Below are 21,938 nucleotides of genomic sequence, written 5' to 3' on the forward strand. Positions count from 1 at the left end.
GCCTGGGCGGGTGGCCGCGGCCGACAGGTCTTACTGGATTTCCTTGGGCTCTTCCTTGCGCTCGGTCTGCGTCTTGCTGACCAGGACCGGACGGCCCTTGAGTTGGTTCAGCGCCTGGGCGAGCTGGAAGTCCTTGTCGGTGCCGAATTCGGGCATCTTGCGCTCGGCCACCGGCTTCTTGGACTCTTCTTCGAGCCGCTTGCGGGCTTCCTCGCGGGCCTTCTCGCGCACGGCGTCTTTCTGTTCCTCGCCCTGGCCGCTGACCAGGTGCTTTTCGAGGTCGGCCTCGCGCATGCGCAGGATGGCAAACGGGCTGCCTTCCTCGGTCTCGTCGATCATCACGTCGGGCACGATGCCCTTGGCCTGGATCGACTTGCCGCTGGGCGTGTAGTAGCGCGCCGTCGTCAGCTTGATGCCGGTGTCGGGCCCGAGCGGGCGCACGGTCTGCACCGAGCCCTTGCCAAAGGTCTGGCTGCCCAGGATGGTCGCGCGCTTGTGGTCTTGCAGCGCGCCGGCCACGATCTCGCTGGCCGAGGCCGAGCCTTCGTTGACCAGCACCACCAGCGGCACCTTCTTGAGCGCGGCGGGCAGGCGCTTGAGCGGGTCTCCGCTGCCGCGGCGCGCATAGAACTCGGGCGCGGCCTTGTAGGTGGCCTTGCTTTCGGCGAGCTGGCCATTGGTGGAGACCACGGTGACGTCTTCGGGCAGGAAGGCGGCAGACACGGCCACGGCCGCATCGAGCAGGCCGCCCGGGTCGTTGCGCAGGTCCAGCACCAGCCCCTTGAGGTGCGGGTCGGCCTTGTAGAGCTCCTCCACCTTGCGCACGAAGTCGTCCACGGTGCGCTCCTGGAACTGCGACAGGCGGATCCAGCCGTAACCGGGCTCGATGATCTTGCCCTTGACCGATTGCGTCTTGATCTCTTCGCGCGTGATGGTCACGGGGAAGCTGCGGCTTTCCTCCTTGCGCAGGATGGTCAGCATGACCTTGGTGTTCGGTTCGCCGCGCATCTTCTTGACGGCGTCGCTCAGCGACAGGCCCTTGACCGCGGTGTCGTCGATCTTGGTGATCAGGTCGTTGGTCTTGAGCCCGGCGCGGAACGCGGGCGAGCCCTCGATGGGCGAGACGATCTTGATGAGGCCGTCCTCCTGGGTGATCTCGATGCCGACGCCGACGAAGCGGCCGCTCGTTCCCTCGCGGAATTCGGAAAACGACTTCTTGTCGAAATACTGCGAATGCGGGTCCAGGCTGGCCACCATGCCGGTGATGGCATCGGTGATCAGCTTCTTGTCGTCCACGGGCTCGACATAGTCGGTCTTGACCAGGCCGAACACGGCCGACAACTGCTGGATCTCTTCCAGCGGCAGCGGCGCCATCGCTCCGCGCGCCACGGTCTGCAAGGACACGGTGGTCATGGCGCCGGCCAGTACCCCGGCGGAGACCCAGCCTGCGATTTTCAGTTTGTGGCCCATACAACACCTTTCACCGATTCATTGGATACACCTTGGAAAGGTGCGGCCCACTGCAGTTCCGCACGGGCCTCCGTTTTTGTGCCGCCGGCCGGGGCTTCACGCCGCCGGCCAGCTGCTTCTCGCCACTTTACGCCTTTGCTTGCGACGCCACTGCGGCGGCGGCGCGCTCGGCCGCTTCGGCATCCCCCAGATAGTAGTGGCGCAGCGGCTTCAGTTCGTCGTCGAGTTCGTAAACCAGTGGAATTCCGTTGGGAATGTTCACGCCGACGATGGCGTCGTCCGAGATGTTGTCGAGGTACTTGACCAGCGCGCGGATCGAGTTGCCGTGCGCGGCCACGACCACGCGCTGGCCCGAGCGGATGGCGGGGGCCATGGTGTGGTTCCAGAACGGCAGCACGCGCGCCACCGTGTCCTGCAGGCACTCGCTCAGGGGCACGTCCTCGGACGAGAGGCCGGCGTAGCGCGGGTCGCTGCGTTCGCTGCGCGGGTCGGCGGCGTCCAGGGGCGGCGGCGGCGTGTCGTAGCTGCGGCGCCAGACCAGCACCTGCTCATTGCCGTATTTCTGCGCGGTCTCCGCCTTGTTCAGGCCTTGCAGCGCGCCGTAGTGGCGCTCGTTGAGGCGCCAGCTCTTGTGCACCGGCAGCCAGGTGCGGTCCATTTCGTCGAGGCAGTACCACAGCGTGTGGATGGCGCGCTTGAGCACGCTGGTGTAGGCCAGGTCGAACTCGTAGCCCTCGGCCTTGAGCAGCTTGCCGGCCGACATGGCCTGCGACACGCCGGTAGGGGTCAGGTCGACATCGGTCCAGCCGGTGAAGCGGTTTTCAAGGTTCCAGGTGGATTCGCCGTGGCGGATCAGAACGAGTTTGTGCATGGTTTCCCTTGGGCAAGCGGGTCAAAACCACCCATTCTAAAATTGTCTGGTTTGCCAACCCAAGGAATAACGTGAACTTCATCGTCGACAACTGGTATTTGATTCTTCTTGCGCTCGTCTCGGGTGCCCTGCTGGTGGTGCCGGTGCTCAAGGGCGCGGCCAGCGGCGGGCTCTCGGCCGCCATGGCCGTGCAGCTCATCAACCGCGAAAGGGCCGTGGTGATCGACGTGTGCGGCGCCGACGAATACGCCGCCGGCCATGTGGTGGGCGCGAAGAACGTGCCCCTGGCCGACCTCGAGCAGCGCCTGCCGGCCGTCGCCAAGAACAAGGCGATTCCGCTGGTGCTGGTGTGCGCCAGCGGCGTGCGCGCCCAGCGCGCCGTGGCCGTGGCGCAAAAGCTCGGCTACGCCAACGCCCAGGCACTGGCCGGCGGCATCAAGGCCTGGCAGGCTGCGGGGATGCCGGTTGAAAAGGCCTGAAACGCCCCCACCCCCAGAGAAAGCAAAGGAGATCCCATGCAAGCCGTGAAGATGTACACCACCGGTGTCTGCCCCTACTGCATCCGTGCCAAGCAGTTTCTCAAGTCCAAGGGGGTCGAGCAGATCGAAGAGATCCGCATCGACACCGACGCGGGCGCGCGCAACCACATGATGGAAGTCACCGGCCGGCGCACGGTGCCGCAGATCTTCATTGGCGCCACCCATGTGGGCGGCCACGACGACCTGGTCGCGCTCGACGCGCGCGGCGGTCTGCAGCCCCTGCTGGGCGCGGCCTGATCGCCGCGGCGGCCCGGGCCTGCGCTGCATAATGCTGCCCCATGTGCCCGCTGCGGGGTCGCCTCCGTAGCGGGCTTTGTTTTGCAACACCCTGTTTGGGCTGAAAGACTTTCACCATGGCCACCGAAGAAACCCCCGTGTTCCAGATCCAGCGCGTCTACCTCAAGGACATGTCGCTCGAACAGCCCAATTCGCCCGGCATCCTGCTCGAGCAAGAGCAGCCCAGCGTGGACATCCAGCTCGGCGTGGAAGCCACGCCCGTGGCCGAAGGCATCTATGAAGTGGCCGTGACGGCCACCGTGCAGACCAAGATCAAGGACAAGACCGTGTTCCTGGTCGAAGCCAAGCAGGCCGGCATCTTCGAGATCCGCAACATCCCCGAAGACCAGATGGGCCCCATCATGGGCATCGCCTGCCCGCAGATCGTCTACCCGTACCTGCGCGGCAACGTGGCCGACATCGTCAACCGCGCCGGCTTCCCGCCCGTGCACCTGGCCGAAATCAACTTCCAGGCCATGTACGAGCAGCAACAGGCGCAGGCCGCCGGCGAAGCGCCCGCGACCCTGGCGCAATAAGCATTTCCAGTCTTTTTGGCCTCCAGCGCTTGCTGGTCAAGCGCGAGCAGCTATGAAAATAGTAGTGATTGGGGCCGGTGCCTGGGGCACGGCCATGGCCATCAGCGCCACGGTCCATCCGGCGGGCCATGCGGTCACGCTGTGGGCGCGCGACGCGCAGCAGCTGGCGGACATGCGCGCCGCACGCTGCAATGCGCGCTACCTGCCGGACATCGCATTGCCGTCCCCACTGGTGCTGGCCGGTGGCGACGTGGCGGCGCTGGCCGCCGCGGCCGACCTGGTGATCGTTGCCACGCCGATGGCCGCGCTGCGCGCCATGCTGGTGCAGTTGCGCGGCTGCCCCGTGCCCGTGGCCTGGCTGTGCAAGGGCTTCGAGGCCGCTGCCGACCCCGGGTCTTTTGGGCTGATGGCCCATGAGGTGCGCGCGCGGGCAGCGCCTGATCTGATCGCTGGCGTGCTCAGCGGCCCGAGCTTCGCGCTCGAGGTCGCGCGCGGCCAGCCGACCGCGCTCGTCGCCGCCAGTGCGCATCAACGCGTGCGCGACGCCCTGGTGCACGCCTTTCACAGCCCCAGCGTGCGCGTCTACGCCAACGACGACATCGTGGGCGTGGAAGTGGGCGGCGCCGTCAAGAATGTGCTCTCGATCGCCACCGGTCTGTGCGACGGCCTGCACCTGGGCCTGAATGCGCGCGCCGCGCTGATCACGCGCGGCCTGGCCGAGATGACGCGCCTGGGCCTGGCCCTGGGCGCGCGCGCCGACACCTTCATGGGCCTGTCGGGCCTGGGCGACTTGGTGCTGACGGCCACGGGCGACCTCTCGCGCAACCGCCGCGTGGGCCTGCTGCTGGCGCAGGGCCAGACGCTGCCGCAGGCGGTGGCATCGCTGGGCCATGTGGCCGAAGGGGTGTACAGCGCCCGCACCGTGGTGCAGCGTGCGCGCCACCTGGGCGTGGACATGCCGATCAGCGAGGCCGTGGTGGCCCTGCTCGATGGCCGCATGCAGCCGGCCGACGCGGTGGCGGCGCTGATGGAGCGCGGACCCAAGGGCGAGGGCGCTTAAGTGTGCACGCGGGCCCGCGTGCGGGCCCGGGGTTCAGCCGCGCAATTCGCGCGTGCGGTTGATGTGCAGCGCTGCCAGCGTGCAGGCCACGCCCGAGAGCAGGTAGCCGCTGACCGCCGCGAGCCCGAGCCACGACGACAGGCCCAGCACCACCAGCGGCGCGAACGCGGCGCCGAGCAGCCAGGCCAGGTCCGAGGTCAGGGCTGCGCCCGTATAGCGAAAGCGTGCCTCGAAGTTGGCCGACACGGCGCCCGCCGCCTGCCCATAGGACAGGCCGAGCAGCGCAAAACCGACCAGGATGAATGCATCCTGTCCCCAGCGCCCGCCCTGCAGCAGCGTGGGCGCGAACAGCGCAAACACGCCGATCAGGCCCGCCAGCAGCCCCAGCGTGCTGCGCCGGCCGATGCGGTCGGCCAGCAGCCCGGAGGCGACGATGCAGGGGATGGCAATGGCCGCGCCGGCGATCTGCACGGCCAGCACCTCGGTGACCGGCTGGCCCGCATGCAAGCTGATCCATGACAGTGGGAACACCGTCACCAGGTGGAACAGCGCATAGCTGGCCAGCGCCGCAAACGCGCCGATGAGCAGGTTGCCGGCGCGCGCGCGCACCAGCTCCGCCACGGGCGCGGGCACCAGATGGCGCTCCTCGATCAGGCGCTGGTAGCCCGCGGTCAGCACCAGCCGCAGCCGCGCGAACAGCGCCACCACATTGATCGCAAACGCCACGTAAAACGGATAGCGCCAGCCCCAGGCCAGAAAGTCGGCCTGCGAGAGGCTGGCGTGGAGGTACAGGAACAGGCCGCTGGCCACGATGAAGCCGACCGGCGCGCCCAGCTGCGGCACCATGGCGTACCAGCCGCGCCGGTGCGCCGGCGCATTGAGTGCGAGCAGCGAGGGCAGGCCGTCCCACGAGCCGCCCAATGCCAGGCCCTGGCCGATCCGCAGCAGCGCCAGCAGCACGATGGCGGCAGGCCCCAGGCTGGCGTAGCCGGGCAGGAAGGCCATGCCGGCGGTGGACACGCCCAGCAGGAACAGCGCGCCCGAGAGCTTGGCGCCGCGCCCAAAGCGGCGCTGGATGGCCATGAAGGCCACGGTGCCCACGGGGCGCGCGATGAAGGCCAGCGCAAACACGGCGAAGGCCCAGAGCGCGCCGGCCAGCGGCGCCTGCATGGGGAAGAACACCGCGGGAAACACCAGCACCGAGGCGATGCCGAAGACGAAAAAGTCGAAGTACTCCGAGGCCCGGCCAATGATGACGCCGACGGCGATCTCGCTGGGCGCGATGGCGCTGTGGCCCGTCTGCGCGCCGCGGCGGCGCGGCGCGGGCGGAATGCCGGCAGTGGACGGGTGACTGAGGGCTGTCATGGCGCTTACTCCCTTTTGAAATGCTGCGTCAAGCGGGCATGTACCGGTTGCAGGTCGTTGAAAAAAGCCCCCTGGGACAAAACGTCCAATGGGCAAAGGGCCTGGATGCACGTAGATTCTGCGCCTTCCCTGATCTCGATCAACACATTTCCCGGCATGCCTTCCTTCAAGACCCTCCGCGGGCTGCTTCTGCTGCCCGCCATCGCCCTGCTGGCAGGCTGCAATGCCGTGCTGCTCAGCCCTTCGGGCGACATCGCGGTCCAGCAACGCAACCTCATCTACATCGCCACGGGGCTGATGCTGCTGGTCATCGTCCCGGTGATCGTGCTCACGTTCGTGTTTGCCTGGCGCTACCGCCAGGCCACGCCGCGCGACGACTACGACCCCGACTGGCACCATTCCACCCAGCTGGAGCTGGTGATCTGGACCGTGCCGCTGCTCATCATCATCGTACTGGGCGCCATCACCTGGACCAGCACCCACAAGCTCGACCCCTACCGCCCGATCGAGCGCCTGGACGCGCAGCGCGCCGTGCCCGCCGACGCCAAGCCGCTGGTGGTCGAGGTGGTCGCGCTCGATTGGAAGTGGCTGTTCCTCTACCCCGAGCAGGGCATTGCGCTGGTCAACGAGGTCGCGGCGCCCGTGGACCGGCCGATCCAGTTCAAGATCACCGCGTCCAGCGTGATGAACTCGTTCTTCATCCCCGCGCTGGCCGGCCAGATCTATGCCATGCCGGGAATGCAGACCCAGCTGCACGCGGTGATCAACAAGCCCGGCGAATTCAGTGGCATGTCGGCCAACTACAGCGGCGCGGGCTTCTCGGGCATGCACTTCAAGTTCCATGGCCTCGACGAAGACGGTTTTGCGCAGTGGGTGCAGCGCGTCAAGGCGGGCGGTGGCGAACTCAGCCGCGCCACCTACCTGCAGCTGGAAAAACCCAGCGAGCGCCACCCCGTGCAGCGCTATGCCACGGTCGCGCCCGGCCTCTACGAGGCCATCCTCAACCGCTGCGTCGAGCCCAACAAGATGTGCATGAACGACATGATGGCGATCGATGCGCAGGGCGGCCTGGGCCTGCCCGGCACGGACAACGTGGCTTCGCTGGACGCGGCCACGCGCGAGCGCCTGGGCCTGGACGGCCAGCCCGAGCGCCAGTATGTGGGCGCCATGTGCACCGTGCAGGACCCGCTGGGCGCGCTGGGTACGGCACCCGCCCAGACGCTCTGACACCGGCACCCCGGACTTTTCCTACACCGCAAACCCTCACGGCAGCGCCCCTTCCGGCCTGCCGGTCCCCTGATGCTCGACAACCTTCACTTCACGCAGCTCCTCTTTGGCCGCCTCACCTGGGAGGCGATACCGCTCCACGACCCCATCCTGCTGGCGACGTTTGTGGCCACCGTCCTGGGCGGCCTGGCGCTGGTCGGCGCCCTGACCTATTTCAAGGTCTGGGGCACGCTCTGGCGCGACTGGTTCACCAGTATCGACCACAAGAAGATCGGCATCATGTACTGCGTGCTGGGCCTGGTGATGCTGCTGCGCGGCTTTGCCGACGCGCTCATGATGCGGCTGCAGCAGGCCATGGCCTTTGGCGACCAGCTGGGCTACCTGCCGCCGCACCACTACGACCAGATCTTCACCGCGCACGGCGTGATCATGATCTTCTTCGTCGCGATGCCACTGGTCACCGGGCTCATGAACTACCTCGTGCCGTTGCAGATCGGCGCACGCGACGTGGCCTTCCCCTTCCTCAACAACTTCAGTTTCTGGATGACCGCCAGCGGTGCCGTTCTGGTGATGGCCTCGCTGTTCGTGGGCGAGTTCGCGCGCACCGGCTGGCTGGCCTATCCGCCGCTCTCGGGGCTCGCGCAGAGCCCGGACGTGGGGGTGGACTACTACATCTGGTCACTGCAGCTGGCGGGGGTGGGCACGCTGCTCTCGGGCATCAACCTGCTGGCCACCATCGTCAAGATGCGCGCGCCCGGCATGAAGATGATGCAAATGCCCGTCTTTACCTGGACCGCGCTGTGCACCAACGTGCTGATCGTCGCCGCCTTCCCGGTGCTCACCGCCGTGCTCGGCCTGCTGTCGATGGACCGCTACGTCGGCACCAACTTCTTCACCACCGAGTTTGGCGGCAACGCCATGATGTACGTGAACCTGATCTGGATCTGGGGCCACCCCGAGGTCTACATCCTGATCCTGCCGCTGTTCGGCGTGTTCTCCGAAATCGTCGCCACCTACAGCAAGAAGCGCCTGTTCGGCTACGCGTCGATGGTCTACGCCACGGTGGCCATCACGGTGCTGTCGTACCTGGTGTGGCTGCACCATTTCTTCACCATGGGATCGGGGGCGAGCGTCAACTCGTTCTTCGGCATCACCACCATGATCATCTCGATCCCCACGGGGGCGAAGATCTTCAACTGGCTGTTCACCATGTACCGCGGCCGCATCACCTTTGACCTGCCCATGATGTGGACCATCGGCTTCATGGTCACCTTCGTGATCGGCGGCATGACCGGCGTGCTGCTGGCCGTGCCACCGGCCGACTTCGTGCTGCACAACAGCCTGTTCCTGATCGCGCACTTCCACAACGTCATCATCGGCGGCGTGCTGTTCGGCCTGTTCGCCGGCATCACCTACTGGTTTCCCAAGGCCTTCGGCTACAAGCTCGACCCGTTCTGGGGCAAGTGCTCGTTCTGGTTCTGGCTGGTGGGCTTCTACCTGGCCTTCATGCCGCTGTACTTGCTCGGCTTCATGGGCGTGACGCGCCGCCTGAGCCACTTCGAAGACCCGTCGCTGCAGATCTGGTTTCAGATCGCCGCCTTCGGCGCCGTGCTGATCGCGCTGGGCATCGCCTCGATGATCATCCAGTTCATCGTCAGCTACCTGCGCCGCGACACGCTGCGCGACGAGACAGGCGACCCCTGGGGTGGGCGCACGCTCGAATGGTCGACGGCCTCGCCGCCGCCGGACTACAACTTCGCCTTCACCCCCGTGGTGCACGACAGCGACGCCTGGTGGGACATGAAAAAGCGCGGTTATGTGCGCCCCGTGGACGGCTTCATCCCCATCCACATGCCCAAGAACACGGCCGCCGGCGTGGTGATTGCCGCCCTCTGCACGGTCTGCGGCTTTGCGCTGATCTGGCACATGTGGGCGCTGGCGGCGGTGTCGTTCGCCGCCGTCATCGGCGCCGCCATCTTCCATTCGTTCAACTACCAGCGCGACTACCACATCCCCGCCGACGAAGTGCGCCGCACCGAAGACGCACGCACCCGCCTCCTGGCCCGCCATGCATAACCACACCGCTTCCCTGACCGCCGGCGCCCCGGGGGCGTCCGCCACGCCGCGTTTCTACGAAACGACCGAGCACCACCCGCAAAACGGCACGCTGCTCGGGTTCTGGCTCTATCTGATGAGCGACTGCCTCATCTTCGCCTGCCTGTTCGCGGTGCATGGCGTGCTGGGCCGCAGCTATGCGGCCGGCCCTTCGGGCGCCGACCTGTTCGATCTGCCGCTGGTCGCGCTCAACACCGCGATGCTGCTGCTGTCCTCCATCACCTATGGCTTTGCCATGCTGGAGATGCAGAAGCGGAACCAGCGTGCCGTGCTGGTCTGGCTCGGCATCACCGGGCTGCTGGGCGCGGCCTTCATCGGCCTGGAACTGTACGAGTTCGCCCACCTGCTGCACCTGGGCGCGACGCCGCAGCGCAGCGCTTTCCTGTCGTCGTTCTTCACGCTCGTGGGCACGCACGGCCTGCACGTGACCTTCGGGATCGTCTGGCTCATCACGCTGATGTTCCAGGTGTCGCGCCACGGCCTGGGCCTGGAGAACCGGCGCCGCCTGATGTGCCTGTCGATGTTCTGGCACTTTCTGGACGTGGTCTGGATTGGCGTTTTCACCTTCGTTTACCTGATGGGAGTGCTGCCATGAGCGCGAATGCCAATCCTTACGCCGTGCAGCACCCGCACGATGACCATGATGACCATGATGGCGCGAGCCAGAGCACGTTCAAGGGCTACGCCACGGGCTTCGTGCTGGCCGTCCTCCTCACGGCCATCCCGTTCTGGCTCGTGATGGGCAAGGTGTTCCAGAACTCCAACGTGACCGCCCTCGTGGTGCTGGGCTTTGCGGCCGTGCAGATCGTTGTGCACATGGTGTACTTCTTGCACATGAACACGCGCTCCGAAGGCGGCTGGACCATGCTGGCCTTGGTCTTCACGCTGATGCTCGTGGTCATCACGCTGAGCGGCTCGCTCTGGGTCATGTACCACCTCAACACCAACATGATGCCAATGGGCGTGCACGACATGGGCAGCATGCCCTGACCGTGACACGCCAGCCCGCCGCCACGCCGTCCCCGGCCCTGCCGGGCGACGCGCTGCCACGCCCGCCCTGGGTGCGGGCGCTGGTGGCGCTGTGTGCCTTGGCGCTGTTCCTTGGCTTCGTGGCGCTGGGCAGTTGGCAGGTGCAGCGGCGCGGCTGGAAGCATGAACTCGTCGCGCGCGTCGAAGAGCGCGTGCATGCGCCCGCGGTGGCCGCCCCCGGCCCGGACCAATGGCCGCAGGTGAACGCGGCCGACGACGCCTACCGCCATGTGCGCCTGAGCGGCATGTTCCTGCATGCGCACGAGGTGCTGGTGCAGGCGGTCACGGTGCACGGCCCGGGCTTCTGGGTGCTGACCCCGCTGCGCGCCACCGACGGCACCGTGCTGGTCAACCGCGGCTTCGTGCCACCCGCGCTGCGCGACCCCGCCACGCGCCCCGTGGCCGACCCGCAGGCCCCTGTCAGCGTGACCGGGCTGCTGCGCCTGAGCGAGCCCGGCGGCGGCTTTCTGCGCCGCAACGATCCGCAGAACGGGCGCTGGTATTCGCGCGATGTGCAGGCCATCGCCGCCGCGCGCGGCCTGGGGCCGGTGGCGCCGTTTTTCGTCGATGCCGATGCGGCCCCGCCGCAGGCCGGCGCTGCAGCGCCGATTGGGGGACTCACCGTGGTGCAGTTCACCGACCACCACTTGGCGTACGCGCTCACCTGGTATGCGCTGGCGCTGATGGTCGCCGCCGGCACCTGGCACGCGCTGCGCGGCGGGCACGGGCGCGCGAGAGGCCACAGCGCGCGCAGGGCGCCGCCCGCCGGCTGAAAATGTGCCGATGCCCGCCCGCCTGACGCCCGCCGCCGCTGCGCTCCCGCCGCCCAGTGCCGCCGCGCGCAGCGCCGAGCGCGGCGATGCCACGGGCTTTAAGAACATGCAGCAGCTGATCCAGCTGCGCTGGTTCGCCGTGGTCGGGCAGATCCTCACCATCGAGGTAGCGCGCTACACCTTTGGCGTGCCGCTGCCGCTGCCGCAGATCGGGACCGTGATCGCCTGCCTGGTGCTGTTCAATGCGGCCAGCATGCTGCGCTGGCGCCGGGGCCGCCGCGTCGCCAATGGCGAGCTGTTCTTTGCGCTGCTGGTCGATGTGCTCATGCTCACCGCGCTGCTGCACCTCAGCGGCGGCGCCACCAACCCGTTTTCTTTCCTGTATCTGTTGCAGGTGACGCTGGGCGCGGTGCTGCTCAGCGGCTGGACGGTGTGGGCGATGGTGGCCATCACCACGGCCTGTTTTGTCGCGCTGGCCGCGGTCAGCCCGCCGCTGGTGTTCGCCCAGGGGCTGGAGGCGGGGCTGGCGAGCCCGCAGATGCAGGGCTTTCTGGTCTGTTTCGTGCTCAATGCGGCGCTGGTCGGGGTCTTCATCACCCGCATCAGCCGCAACCTGCGCCTGCGCGACGCACGCCTGGCCAGCCTGCGCCAGCGCGCCGCCGAGCACGAGCACATCGTGCGCATGGGCCTGCTGGCCTCGGGCGCCGCGCACGAGCTGGGCACGCCGCTGGCCACGCTGGCGGTGATCCTGGGCGACTGGCGGCGCATGCCGGCCTTTGCCCAGCAGCCCGAGCTGCTGCAGGAAATCGCCGAGATGGAGCACGAGCTGCAGCGCTGCAAGACCATCCTCAGCGGCATCCTGCTGTCGGCCGGCGAGGCGCGCGGCGAATCGTCTGCGGGGACCACGCTGCACGCGTTTCTCGACGGCCTGGTGCAGATGTGGCGCGCCACACGCTCGTCGGCGGCGCTGGCCTATACCAACCGCATCGGCCCCGATCTGCCCATGGTCTCGGACTCGGCGGTGCAGCAGATGATCTGCAACGTGCTCGACAACGCCCTGGAGGCCTCGCCCGCCGGCATGCACCTGGACGCCACGCGCGAGGACGGCATGCTCGTGCTCACCGTGACCGACACGGGACCGGGCTTCGCCCCCGGCATGCTGGCGAACTTCGGCACGCCCTACCAGTCCACCAAGGGCCGCCCCGGCGCGGGCCTGGGCCTGTTCCTGGCGGTGAACGTGGCGCGCACGCTGGGCGGCACGGTGAGCGCCTGCAATCGCCCCGGCGGCGGTGCCAGCGTGACCCTTCGGCTGCCGCTGTCGGCCGTGACCCTGGAGGACGCTGCCCATGCCGACTGAACGATTGCTGCTGGTGGTCGAGGACGACGCGGCCTTTGCGCGCACGCTCGGCCGCTCGTTCGAGCGGCGCGGCTACCGCGTGCTGCTGGCCAGCAGCCAGGGCGAGGCGCTGGCGCTGCTGCGCACGCATTCGCCGGGCTACGCGGTGGTCGATCTCAAGCTCCACGGCGACGCCTCGGGCCTGGCCTGCGTGCAGGCGCTGCACGCGCACAGCGCCGACATGCTGATCGTCGTGCTCACCGGCTTCGCCAGCATCGCCACCGCGGTCGAGGCCATCAAGCTGGGGGCCTGCCATTACCTGGCCAAGCCCTCGAACACCGACGACATCGAGGCGGCCTTCGGCCGCGCCGAGGGCCGCACCGAGGTCGAGCTGACCAACCGCTCCTCCTCCATCAAGACGCTGGAGTGGGAGCGCATCCACGAGGTGCTGGCCGAGACAGGCTTCAACATCTCCGAGACCGCGCGGCGCCTGGGCATGCACCGGCGCACGCTGGCGCGCAAGCTCGAAAAGCAGCAGGTCAAGTAGCGCGCGCACAGGGTTTTGTGCTCCTGAAACAGGAGCTTCATGCGCTTGTCCCATAAGCGCCAAAGCCCCAAAACGCCCGAAATTTTTGGAGGGCCGGTGCAGCCCGGCATGGCCGCCGGTAAGCCTTGTTGCAAGCCTTGCCCGCGGGCGTGCCGGCGCCGCCTTTTCCGGCCCGGACGGAGGCGCCCCGGCCGTTTGCGGGCACGCTGTTTGCCGCCCTGCTGTGCGAACTGAAATCCTTTCAGCGCATCACTACGTTATGTATTCACTTTGCACAGGAGATCACCATGGCTTCGACCAACCAAGGCGGAAATCAAGGCAACCAGGGCGGCAACCAAGGCGGCAGTGGCGGTCGCAGCAGCGGCAGCGGCAGTCAAGGGGGCAGCGATTCTTCCCATCGCGGTTTTGCTGCAATGGACCCTCAACAGCAGCGTGAGATTGCTGCAGAAGGAGGCCGTGCCGCCCACCAGAGCGGCAACGCCCATGAATTCACCTCTCAAGAGGCCCGCGAAGCGGGCAAAAAGAGCCATGGCGGCTCCGGCTCTTCCAGCGAAGGAGGCTCGTCGGGCAGCCGGTCCTCCGGCAGCGGCAGCGACTCCGGCAGTGGCAACCGCTCCGGCAGCGGCGGCGGGCAGACCGCGGGGTCGGGGGGATCGGGTTCGAGCACCCGGGGCGGCACCAGCGAACAGCATGCCGCAGCCGGGCGCCAGAGCCACAAGAATGACCGCTGACCCCCGCGCCGATCGGCCGATGGTGCGATAGAAGCGCACGCATCGCCTTTGCGCCCTGCTTCGGTTCCGAAGGCAGGGCGCAGTTCTTTCTGCCTTTTTTGCGCATGCGCGCCGACCGCCATGCCCGAAAGCAAGCGGCCTTCCTTGCCGTCCTCGCGCGCCGTGCCCTGCCCCGCCTTCGAGCCGCGTGGCGCTGCTGCTGCTCGATTTCATCCCCCGCTGGACTTCGAGGGGGCCGAGGGTTGGCTGGCGCCGGGCACGGGCGATCTGACGGTGCTCAAGCCCCGCCATTCGGCCTTTTTTGCCACGCCGCTGGACATGCTGCTGCGCGAGATCGGCGGGGAAAAGATCGTCCTCGTGGGCCTGGCGGCCGACATGTGCGTGCATTTCATGGCGGTCGATGCGTTCATGCGCGGTGATGCCGTGGGGGTGCCGGCGACTGCGTGGCCGCCGCAACCGCACAGGCGCATCGGGCGCTGCAGCACATGGCGCACACGCTCAAATGCGGCCCGCTCGCGCGGGCGCCATCCATTCGACAGCGTGCGGCGCAAAAAAGCCGGGGGCTGATCGGGAGGCGCAGCCCACGGGAAGCCTTGCGGCCATGCCACCCACCGCAGGGGAGGCGTTGCATGGGCCTGGCATCTTTTGCGGCAAATAGTGCGACCGTGCCCCCCGGAGCAGGCCAACGGGGCCGGCCGCACAGGCGCGCTTAAGCGCTTGAGCGCGGCCTCCAGCTGGCTTTTGGTCATGTTCGAGCGCCCGGCAATGCCGCGCTGGCGTGCCTCTTCGTACAGCTGTGCGCGCGTGCGGCCGCGCGCGCCGCTGTGCGAGCGCAGGCCACCGCGCCGGCTGGGCGAGAGATCGTCGGTCGAGGTGCGGCTGCTCGCGCGCGCTTCCCCCTTTTGCGCGCGCACTTTGTTGACGGTGCGGGCGGCAATCTCCTCGGCCACCGGGGCAGACTTGCCTTCCTTGAGCTCGCTGCCTTTGATGTGTTCGTACTGGCGTTCGCGCTTGGCGCTCCATTGGCTTTTAGGCATGAAAGCTCCCGGGTTGGTGGAGACACCATGGACGGGAGCAAAAGCTGTGCCTGCTTGGCCGGGCACACCGATTGCCGAAGAGACACCGTGCACACCGGCGGCTGCCCCCAACGGCAGCCGCTGGCTATGCCACTTGCGGCAGATGGCTGCCGAACTCGTTTTACTGAAAGGATCTTCCATGCAATCGCGTAACTATCAGGATCAGAGCCGGGGCAACGACGATCGCGGTTCCCAGCAGGGCAACCCGGGACAGGGCAATACGGGCGAGTACGCCAATTACGGCATGCGCGATGACAGCCGCCAGGGCGGCGGCTCGCAGGGCTACCAGGGTGGCCAAAGCCAGCAAGGCAGCTACGGCGGCCAGAGCCAGCAAGGCGGCTACGGCGGTCAAGGGCACCAAGGCGGCTACGGCGGTGGCCAGAGCCAACAGGGTGGCTATGGCGGCCAGGGCCAGCAAGGTGGATACGGCGGTGGCGCGTCGTATGGACAGGGTTCGAGCGGTGGCTATGGCGGCTACGGCGGCAGCTCCTACGGCCAGGGCGGCCAGCAGTCGGGCCAGGGCTCGCAGGGCATGCGCCATGACCTGACCGGTGAGATGGACTACGGCATCGAGGGCGGCCAAAGCCGCAACTACGGCGGTAACTCGACCCAGGGCTACGGCGGCTCGCAAGGCGGCCACTGGGGTTCCCAGCAGGGCGGCGGCTCCTCGTACCAGGGCCAGGGGGGATACGGCGGCGCGCAGGGCGGCTACGGTTCGCACCAGGGCGGCTATGGCGGTGCCTCGCACCAGGGCGGCTACGGCGGTTCGCAAGGCGGCTACGGTGGAGGCTCGCAGGGCAGCTATGGCCCGCAGCAAGGCGGTGGCCAGGGCGGCATGCACCACGACCACGACTACCACCAGTGGCGCAACGACCAGCTGCGCCAGCTCGACGAGGACTACGACGCCTGGCGCCAAGAGCGTTACAGCAAGTTCTCCGATGAGTTCGGCAAATGGCGCAGCGGCCGCCGCAGCGGCCAGGGGCAGGACCAGGGGAGCAGCGGCTCGCAAAGCGGCGGCAGCACCTCGACTTCCTCGGGCGGCCACACCAGCGCTTCCGGGGCAGGCTCACCCGGCCAGCATGGCACGGCTTCGGGCAGCGGCAGTTCGGGCTCCCAGGGCACGGCGGGTTCCGCCAGCAGCACGGGCAGCAGCGGAGCTACGGGAAGCAGCGGTTCGGGCAGCAGCGGCAGCAGCGGCTCTTCCGGCACGGGCAGCGACAGCTCCTCCTCCGGCTCGAGCAGCAGCCGCCATAAATAACGGGAATGCCCCCGCGTGCGCCGGCGGGCCGGCGTGCGGTCGGGCGACAGGGCCGTGCCTTGGGGTGCGGCCTTTTTTTGGCTGAAAACGGCTCTGTCGCTGAACTGGCAAGCGCATGAAGCTATGGAAAAGAGAGCGAATCGCGGCAGAGGAAGGGGGTTTGGATCGCCTTGCGGTTTTTTGCGGCCGCTGGGGTGATCGCGCCGATGTTGCCCTGGGCGCCATCTCGGCCAGACTGGTAGACAGGCCAAACGGTCCCTCGCTCGAACCCGGTGGATCGGATCTCGCGACAGACGCGGATAGCAGGCGGGGGCTGAAGGGGCAGCCCGCGGGGGCCTTCAGTGCGGAGGGCCCGCAGCGCGCTGCTCGGCCGGCGGCAGGCCCAGCTGCTGGCGGTATTTGGTCACGGTGCGGCGCGCCACGTCGATGCCCTGGCGCTGCAGCTGCTGCGCGATGGCCACGTCCGAGAGGCGCTGCAGCGCGGATTCGCTGGCGATCATCTCCTGCACCAGACCGCGGATGGCAGTGGGCGAGTACCCGGCGCCTGTTTCGGAGGACAGCGCACGCGAGAAGAAGTGCTTGAGCTCGAACGTGCCCGAGGGCGTGGCCATGTATTTCTGGTGCGTGACGCGCGAGACGGTGGAGATGTGCACGCCCAGTTCATCGGCCACCTCGCGCAGGCCCAGCGGCCGCATCGCCATGGGTCCATGGTCGAAAAACGGCTGCTGGCGCCGCAGGATCGACTGCGCCACCTGCAGGATGGTGGAGAAGCGCTGCGCCACGTGCCGCACCGTCCAGCGCGCCTCATTGAGCTGCGCGGTCAATTCGCTGCAGGCACCGCGCGGGCTCTTCTGCAGCAGGGTGGCATAGGTGGTGTTGACATGGACCTTCGGCACCACCGCGTCGTTGAGCATCGCCGTCCAGCCGCTGCGCGTGCGCCGCACGATCACATCGGGCGTGATGTAGCGCGTCGGGGGACCGCCCACCTGCCAGCCCGGGTGCGGGTCGAGCCGGCGCAGGCCCTGCAGCGCGTCGTGCGCGGCCTCGGCGGTGCAGCGCAGGGTGCGCGCCACCTGGCGCGCATCGCCCAGCGTACCGGTGCGGTGCACGTGCTCCAGCAGCCGAGCACACAGGGCGCGCGCGCGCGCGCAGGGCACGGCTCCGAGCTGCAGCGCCAGGCATTCGGCCAGATCGCGCGCGCCCACGCCCGCGGGCTCCAGGCTTTGCACGCACGCCAGCGCCGTTTCGAGTTCCTCTGCGGTGGCGCACGGCGCCAGGTCGGCGGTCGCGGCCAGTTCGCGCAGGTCGCAGCGCAGGTAACCGTCGTCCTGCAGTTCCTGCGCCACCAGGCAGGCCAGCACGAAGCTGCGGTCGGGCAGCCGCATCAGGCGCAGCTGGGCCTGCAGGTGCTCGTGCAGCGTGGTGCCCATGGCCACAGCGTCCATCGGGTCGAAAGGCGCTGCGCTCTGGCGCTCGCCGCCGGCATCGGACAGGGTGGCGGCCTCCCACGGTGCGGTGTCGGGCGCGCCGGCCCAGGCTTCGTCCGCGGTGTCACCGGGGGACTCGGACGGGCCGCGTGCATCGGCGGAACCGGGGTCGGCATCCGTGGGCCCGCCGGCGCCGAGGGCCGCCTCCGCGGCCGCAGCGTCTGCCGCGCTGGCAGCTCCTGCGGTGCTCGGCGCAGGCGGCGGCGCGCCGTGCTCCTCGGCTTCCAGGAACGGGTTGTCTGCGAGGGTCGATGAAATGGCTTGGTTGAACTCGGCCGTGGACATTTGCAGCAGGGCCACCGCTCTTTGCAGCCGTGGCGACATGGTGTGCTGCTGGGCATGCTGGAACTGAAGGGCAAGCACAGGCATGGGACAGGAACTCCAGGCATAAGACAAACAGGACGGCACCGCTCTCTGCCACGCCATGGGCGCTTCGCCGGGGCCGGTCCACTGCGCCGGCCCCGCGTTTGCCGAAGCATCTGCCCCGGCCCCCGGTCCTTGGTCCGCGCGGAGAGGAAGGTCTGCCCCCCCACCGAGAGGGCCCGAAGGCGGGGAGGCGGTGCGGCACCACCTGTTCGCACTGCAAGGTGCATGCCACGCGGTGGCTTGGCGGGCCCACCCCGGACGCAGGGGGAGCCGGCCGCCCACCTGGGCTTGACTGGGCCGGTGCCCGGTGGCCACCGGCGGCCCATGCCATCGGGTGCTCTCAGGTAACTATTGCGGCAAACTCTGCGCCAGCGGATGCGCAGGGCGTGGCCCATCGGCGTTGAATCCCAGGCCTGGATCTGCCGACCCCAGGCACCGGTGCCGCCGGCGGTTTCGCACCGATGCGCGTGGCGCCGCACCCAAGCGCACGACCCGCCCGTGGGGGCACGGCGCAACGTCCCCGCAGAAAGCAGGCGCGTTGTTTGCTTTACCGCAGTGAGGCGGAGGTGTCTACGTATGCATTCATGGAGCAAGCGGCGTGCCGTGATGGGAAAAAAAATGCGTTTTGCCCGGCTGTGGTGCCGGCGCCGGATGCGCCGTGCCACTGCGCGGCTGGATCGGCGCATGCCGGCCGCCTCGCTCAAGACCTATTTGGTCGCGGTGATTCTGCTGGCCACGGTGCCCGTGGCGCTGTTGCTGACCTACAAGGTCGCCAGCGACGTGCGCAGCGGGCGCCACAGCGCGGTCGCCATGCTCCAGCAGGCCGCGGCGGGCCTGGCGCAGATGGCCGAACAGGACCTGACCGCGTCGTTCGACGCGCTGACCTCGCTGAGCATGGCCCAGGCGCTGCAGGACGGCGACATGCCCGCCTTCGAGAAATACCTGCGCCAGATGCCGCTGCGCCGCTCGCAGTGGCGCAGCGTCTTCGTCACCGATGCCATGGGGCGCATGCTGCTCGACACGGCCGCACCGCCCCATGGGCTGCTGCCGGTGCACGAGGAAACGCGCGCCCTGGTGTTCAAGGTGCTGGCGCGGGGGCGCGGCGCCGTCTCCGACCTGTCATGGCACACGGCGGAGGGCACGCAGGTCGTGGTGTTGGCCGTGCCGGTCTACCAGAACGGAGTGGTCCAGCACGTGCTGGGCACCCGCATGTCGGCCGCTTCGTGGCTGCGGCTGCTCGACAGCGCGGCGGTGCCCGAGGGCGGATACGCCGCACTGTTCGACACGAACGAGCGCGCGATTGCGATCAAGGAGGCGCCGCTGGCCCCCGCTCCGCCCGGCCCGGACCAGGCCACGCCCGAGACGCCGGCGCAACTGGCCTCCGAGGCCGCGCGCGGGTTCCAGCGCCGCAACGACAGCGCCCGGCAGACCGTGGTGCTGCAAACCGACGCGGTGCTCTCCACCTGGCACCGGGTCGGGGACACCAGCTGGAGCGCCAGCGTCGGCCTGCCGGCCGGGCCCATCCGCGCCGCAGAGCACATCATCGTGCTGTCGGCCCTGACGACCATGGGCGCATCGCTGCTGCTCGGGGTGACGCTGGCGCTGCTGCTGGCCTGGCGCCTGGCCGAGCCGCTGCGCCGCCTGGCCGCGGGCGGCCTGGTGCCGCCCGGCCAGCATCTGCCGGTGCTCGAGATCGCGCAGCTGGGCCGTTCGCTGCAGCGGGCGCGCCAGCGCGACAACGCCGCACGCGAGGCGCTGCAGAACAAGGCCGCGGAGTTCGAGACGCTGTTCAACAGCAGCCCGATCGGGCTGGCGTTTGCCGAGGACAGCATGGGGCGCAGCATCCTCTACAACCCGGCCATGAAGCAACTGCTGGGGCTGGATGCCCAGCGCCGTCCTGGCGGCGTGCAGGTGTTCTACCGCGGCCGGCGCCTGGAGCCCGGCGAGCAGCCGCTGCTGCGCGCCTGCATGCACGCCGAAACCGTGGGCGCGATGGAGATGGAGATGCGCGTCGAAGGCCGCTCGCCCGCGTTCGTCGTGGCCAGCGCGGTGCCGCTGCTCGACGCGCAGGGGCGTGCACGCGGCGCCGTGAGCGCCGTCATGGACATCACCGAACTCAAGCAGGTGGTGGCGCTGTGGCTGGCGGCCGACGAGGGCCAGCATGCGCGCCAGCGCCTCATCGACCTGGCGCAGGAGGCGGGCCATGTCGGCTTCTTCGAATACAGCTACGGCAGCGACGCGCTGGTGTGCACGCCCGGCATGCGGCAGCTGCTGCGCGCGCCCGAGCCAGCGCCGCTGGCGCACCTGCAGGACTGGCTGGAGCTGGTCGACGCACGCGATCGGCCGGTGCTGCGCCGTGTGCTGGCCGAGGCGGTGGCGCAGCGGGCCGAGCGCGCGAGCCTCGAATACCGCGTGAAGGCGGCGCCCGGCGAAGGCATCGAGGACGCCGAAGGCACGGTGGTGCGCTGGCTGTCGTGCCGCGTGCTGCTGCGCTACGGCCCCGATGGCCAGCCCGAGCACGCCTCGGGCACGATGGTGGACGCGACCGAACAGAAAGAGGCGCAGCTGCGCGGCCAGCGGCAGACCGAGCAGGAGCAGGCCGCGCGCCGGCAGGCCGAGGCCGCCAACCGCGCCAAAGACGAATTCCTGACCATGCTCAGCCACGAACTGCGCAACCCGCTCGGCGCCATCACGGCCGCGCTGGAAGTGCTCGACAGCGGCGCGGGCGGGCCGGCCACGGCCCAGCGCGCGCTGGCGGTCGTCACGCGCCAGACGCGCCACCTCACCCACATGGTGGGCGACCTGCTCGACGCCGGGCGCGTCGCGACTGGCAAGGTGCGCATGGTGCGCGCGCCCCTGGACCTGGCGCAGGTGGTCGAGCGCGTGCGCGACGCGCTGGAGCTGTCCGGGGAACTGAACGCGCACGCGTGGTCGTTCTCGCTCGAGACCGTGCTGGTGTGCGGCGACAGCGTGCGCCTGGAGCAGGTGGTCGTCAACCTGCTGGCCAATGCCATGCAGTATTCGCCCGCCGGCGCACCGATCCGCGTGGAAGTGCGCCCCGAGGGCGGCAGTGCACTCTTGCGCGTGAGCGACGAGGGCAGCGGCATTGCGCCGGCGCTGCTGCCGCAGGTTTTCGAGCTGTTCGTGCAGGGCGAGCGGCCGCTGCACCGGCGCGGCGGCGGGCTGGGCGTGGGCCTGACGATGGTGCGCCGCCTGGTCGAACTGCACGGCGGCACCGTCGAGGTGCACAGCGTGCCCGGCGAAGGCGCGGTCTTCACGGTGCGCCTGCCGACCTGGGCGGCCGACCAGCCCGGTGCCGCGCTGGCGCACAGCGCCGCGCCGGGCCCGCCACCGGCCGTGCCATCCGCGGCGCAGCGCGGCGGCCGGCGCAGCAGGCCGCTGGCCGTGGTGCTGATGGAAGACAACGACGACGTGCGCCAGTCGATGCAGGCCATGCTCGAACTCGACGGGCACGGCGTGGCCACGGCGGCCGACGGGCGCACGGGCCTGGCGCAACTGCTCACCCAGCGCCCCGATGCCGCCATCGTCGACATCGGCTTGCCCGGCCTGGATGGCTTCGAGGTGGCACGGCGCGCGCGCGCCGGTGGCTATGCCGGGCGCATGGTGGCCGTCACGGGCTACGGCCAGGCGCACAGCCGGCGCGACGCGCTCAAGGCAGGGTTTGACGCCTACCTGGTCAAGCCGGTCGATGCCGCGCAGTGGCGCGCAGCGCTCTACAGCGAGGCCTGAGGCCCGCGCAGGCGCCGCTGCGTTCGGGTGCCAAGCGGTGGCTGCCGCATGGCGCTATATTTTGTATAGCAGTATACGATTGGCAGGTAAGGGCTGAGGGCCGATTTGGCTTGAATCCGCGGCGGC

19 protein-coding genes and 1 pseudogene are annotated in these 21,938 nt (G+C 68.9%); 15 read left to right on the forward strand and 5 right to left on the reverse strand.

Translation table 11 applies throughout. The features are described 5' to 3' along the window. Positions 1–30 precede the first annotated feature (30 nt). A complete protein-coding gene (locus B2J86_RS06815) occupies positions 31–1,470 on the reverse strand; it encodes a S41 family peptidase (protein ID WP_169634722.1) in 1,440 nt (479 codons plus the stop codon). 127 nt (positions 1,471–1,597) lie between these two features. Continuing rightward, a complete protein-coding gene (gene gpmA, locus B2J86_RS06820) occupies positions 1,598–2,341 on the reverse strand; it encodes a 2,3-diphosphoglycerate-dependent phosphoglycerate mutase (RefSeq protein WP_173025031.1) in 744 nt (247 codons plus the stop codon). A gap of 71 nt (positions 2,342–2,412) precedes the next feature. Here gpmA and B2J86_RS06825 point away from each other — a divergent pair, with 71 nt between their 5' ends. The 4 genes from B2J86_RS06825 to B2J86_RS06840 all read left to right on the forward strand — a co-directional run bounded on the left by B2J86_RS06825 (position 2,413) and on the right by B2J86_RS06840 (position 4,752). Next, complete coding sequence (locus B2J86_RS06825) at positions 2,413–2,820, forward strand: rhodanese-like domain-containing protein (protein WP_169169662.1); 408 nt, start codon at positions 2,413–2,415, stop codon at positions 2,818–2,820. Positions 2,821–2,856: 36 nt separating this feature from the next. Beyond that, a complete protein-coding gene (gene grxC, locus B2J86_RS06830; RefSeq protein WP_169634724.1) occupies positions 2,857–3,117 on the forward strand; it encodes a glutaredoxin 3 in 261 nt (86 codons plus the stop codon). Positions 3,118–3,233: 116 nt separating this feature from the next. Beyond that, positions 3,234–3,692, forward strand: coding sequence for a protein-export chaperone SecB (gene secB, locus B2J86_RS06835; RefSeq protein WP_169169664.1), 459 nt, complete (start codon positions 3,234–3,236; stop codon positions 3,690–3,692). Positions 3,693–3,744: 52 nt separating this feature from the next. After that, positions 3,745–4,752, forward strand: coding sequence for an NAD(P)H-dependent glycerol-3-phosphate dehydrogenase (locus B2J86_RS06840; RefSeq protein WP_173025032.1), 1,008 nt, complete (start codon positions 3,745–3,747; stop codon positions 4,750–4,752). A 33-nt stretch (positions 4,753–4,785) separates the two neighbouring features. Here B2J86_RS06840 and B2J86_RS06845 read toward each other — a convergent pair whose 3' ends face one another. After that, complete coding sequence (locus tag B2J86_RS06845) at positions 4,786–6,117, reverse strand: MFS transporter (RefSeq protein ID WP_169169666.1); 1,332 nt, start codon at positions 6,115–6,117, stop codon at positions 4,786–4,788. 156 nt (positions 6,118–6,273) lie between these two features. Between B2J86_RS06845 and cyoA the strand changes: the two genes are divergently transcribed. From cyoA to B2J86_RS06890, 9 genes are all read left to right on the forward strand, one after another. Next, positions 6,274–7,344 (forward strand): ubiquinol oxidase subunit II, encoded by a 1,071-nt coding sequence (gene cyoA, locus B2J86_RS06850; protein ID WP_169169681.1) that lies wholly within the window; start codon positions 6,274–6,276, stop codon positions 7,342–7,344. Positions 7,345–7,416: 72 nt separating this feature from the next. Beyond that, the gene (gene cyoB, locus B2J86_RS06855) at positions 7,417–9,420 is read left to right on the forward strand and encodes a cytochrome o ubiquinol oxidase subunit I (protein ID WP_173025033.1); all 2,004 of its coding nucleotides are present in this window, start codon (positions 7,417–7,419) and stop codon (positions 9,418–9,420) included. Next, positions 9,413–10,054: a cytochrome o ubiquinol oxidase subunit III gene (cyoC, locus tag B2J86_RS06860; protein WP_173025034.1), complete on the forward strand. Its 642-nt coding sequence runs from the start codon at positions 9,413–9,415 to the stop codon at positions 10,052–10,054. The genes cyoB and cyoC overlap by 8 nt, the downstream gene beginning before the upstream one ends. After that, positions 10,051–10,449: a cytochrome o ubiquinol oxidase subunit IV gene (gene cyoD / locus B2J86_RS06865; RefSeq protein WP_169169669.1), complete on the forward strand. Its 399-nt coding sequence runs from the start codon at positions 10,051–10,053 to the stop codon at positions 10,447–10,449. Before cyoC ends, cyoD begins: the two co-directional genes overlap by 4 nt. A 2-nt stretch (positions 10,450–10,451) precedes the next feature. Beyond that, positions 10,452–11,261, forward strand: a complete 810-nt coding sequence (locus tag B2J86_RS06870; RefSeq protein WP_371736234.1) for an SURF1 family protein — start codon at positions 10,452–10,454, stop codon at positions 11,259–11,261. Positions 11,262–11,271: 10 nt separating this feature from the next. Beyond that, a complete protein-coding gene (locus tag B2J86_RS06875; protein WP_173025035.1) occupies positions 11,272–12,618 on the forward strand; it encodes an ATP-binding protein in 1,347 nt (448 codons plus the stop codon). Further along, the gene (locus B2J86_RS06880; protein ID WP_169169672.1) at positions 12,608–13,144 is read left to right on the forward strand and encodes a response regulator transcription factor; all 537 of its coding nucleotides are present in this window, start codon (positions 12,608–12,610) and stop codon (positions 13,142–13,144) included. The genes B2J86_RS06875 and B2J86_RS06880 overlap by 11 nt, the downstream gene beginning before the upstream one ends. A 287-nt stretch (positions 13,145–13,431) precedes the next feature. Next, positions 13,432–13,875 carry a KGG domain-containing protein gene (locus tag B2J86_RS06885; RefSeq protein WP_169169682.1) on the forward strand — a complete coding sequence of 148 codons (444 nt, stop codon included), beginning with the start codon at positions 13,432–13,434 and terminating at the stop codon, positions 13,873–13,875. A gap of 120 nt (positions 13,876–13,995) precedes the next feature. Further along, complete coding sequence (locus B2J86_RS06890) at positions 13,996–14,442, forward strand: cysteine hydrolase family protein (RefSeq protein ID WP_173025036.1); 447 nt, start codon at positions 13,996–13,998, stop codon at positions 14,440–14,442. 146 nt (positions 14,443–14,588) lie between these two features. Here B2J86_RS06890 and B2J86_RS18095 read toward each other — a convergent pair. Then, a pseudogene (locus B2J86_RS18095) lies at positions 14,589–14,912 on the reverse strand (plasmid stabilization protein); the annotation flags it as partial. A gap of 178 nt (positions 14,913–15,090) precedes the next feature. Between B2J86_RS18095 and B2J86_RS06895 the strand changes: the two are divergent. Further along, a complete protein-coding gene (locus tag B2J86_RS06895; protein ID WP_169169674.1) occupies positions 15,091–16,209 on the forward strand; it encodes a hypothetical protein in 1,119 nt (372 codons plus the stop codon). A 338-nt stretch (positions 16,210–16,547) separates the two neighbouring features. Here the strand turns inward: B2J86_RS06895 and rpoN are convergent, their stop codons facing one another. Next, positions 16,548–18,065: an RNA polymerase factor sigma-54 gene (rpoN, locus tag B2J86_RS06900; protein ID WP_169169675.1), complete on the reverse strand. Its 1,518-nt coding sequence runs from the start codon at positions 18,063–18,065 to the stop codon at positions 16,548–16,550. A 681-nt stretch (positions 18,066–18,746) separates the two neighbouring features. Here rpoN and B2J86_RS06905 point away from each other — a divergent pair. After that, complete coding sequence (locus B2J86_RS06905) at positions 18,747–21,812, forward strand: ATP-binding protein (RefSeq protein ID WP_254067989.1); 3,066 nt, start codon at positions 18,747–18,749, stop codon at positions 21,810–21,812. Positions 21,813–21,938 lie beyond the last annotated feature (126 nt).

The sequence above is a fragment of the Acidovorax sp. SRB_14 genome (assembly GCF_012932145.1).
Classification (GTDB): domain Bacteria; phylum Pseudomonadota; class Gammaproteobacteria; order Burkholderiales; family Burkholderiaceae_C; genus Simplicispira.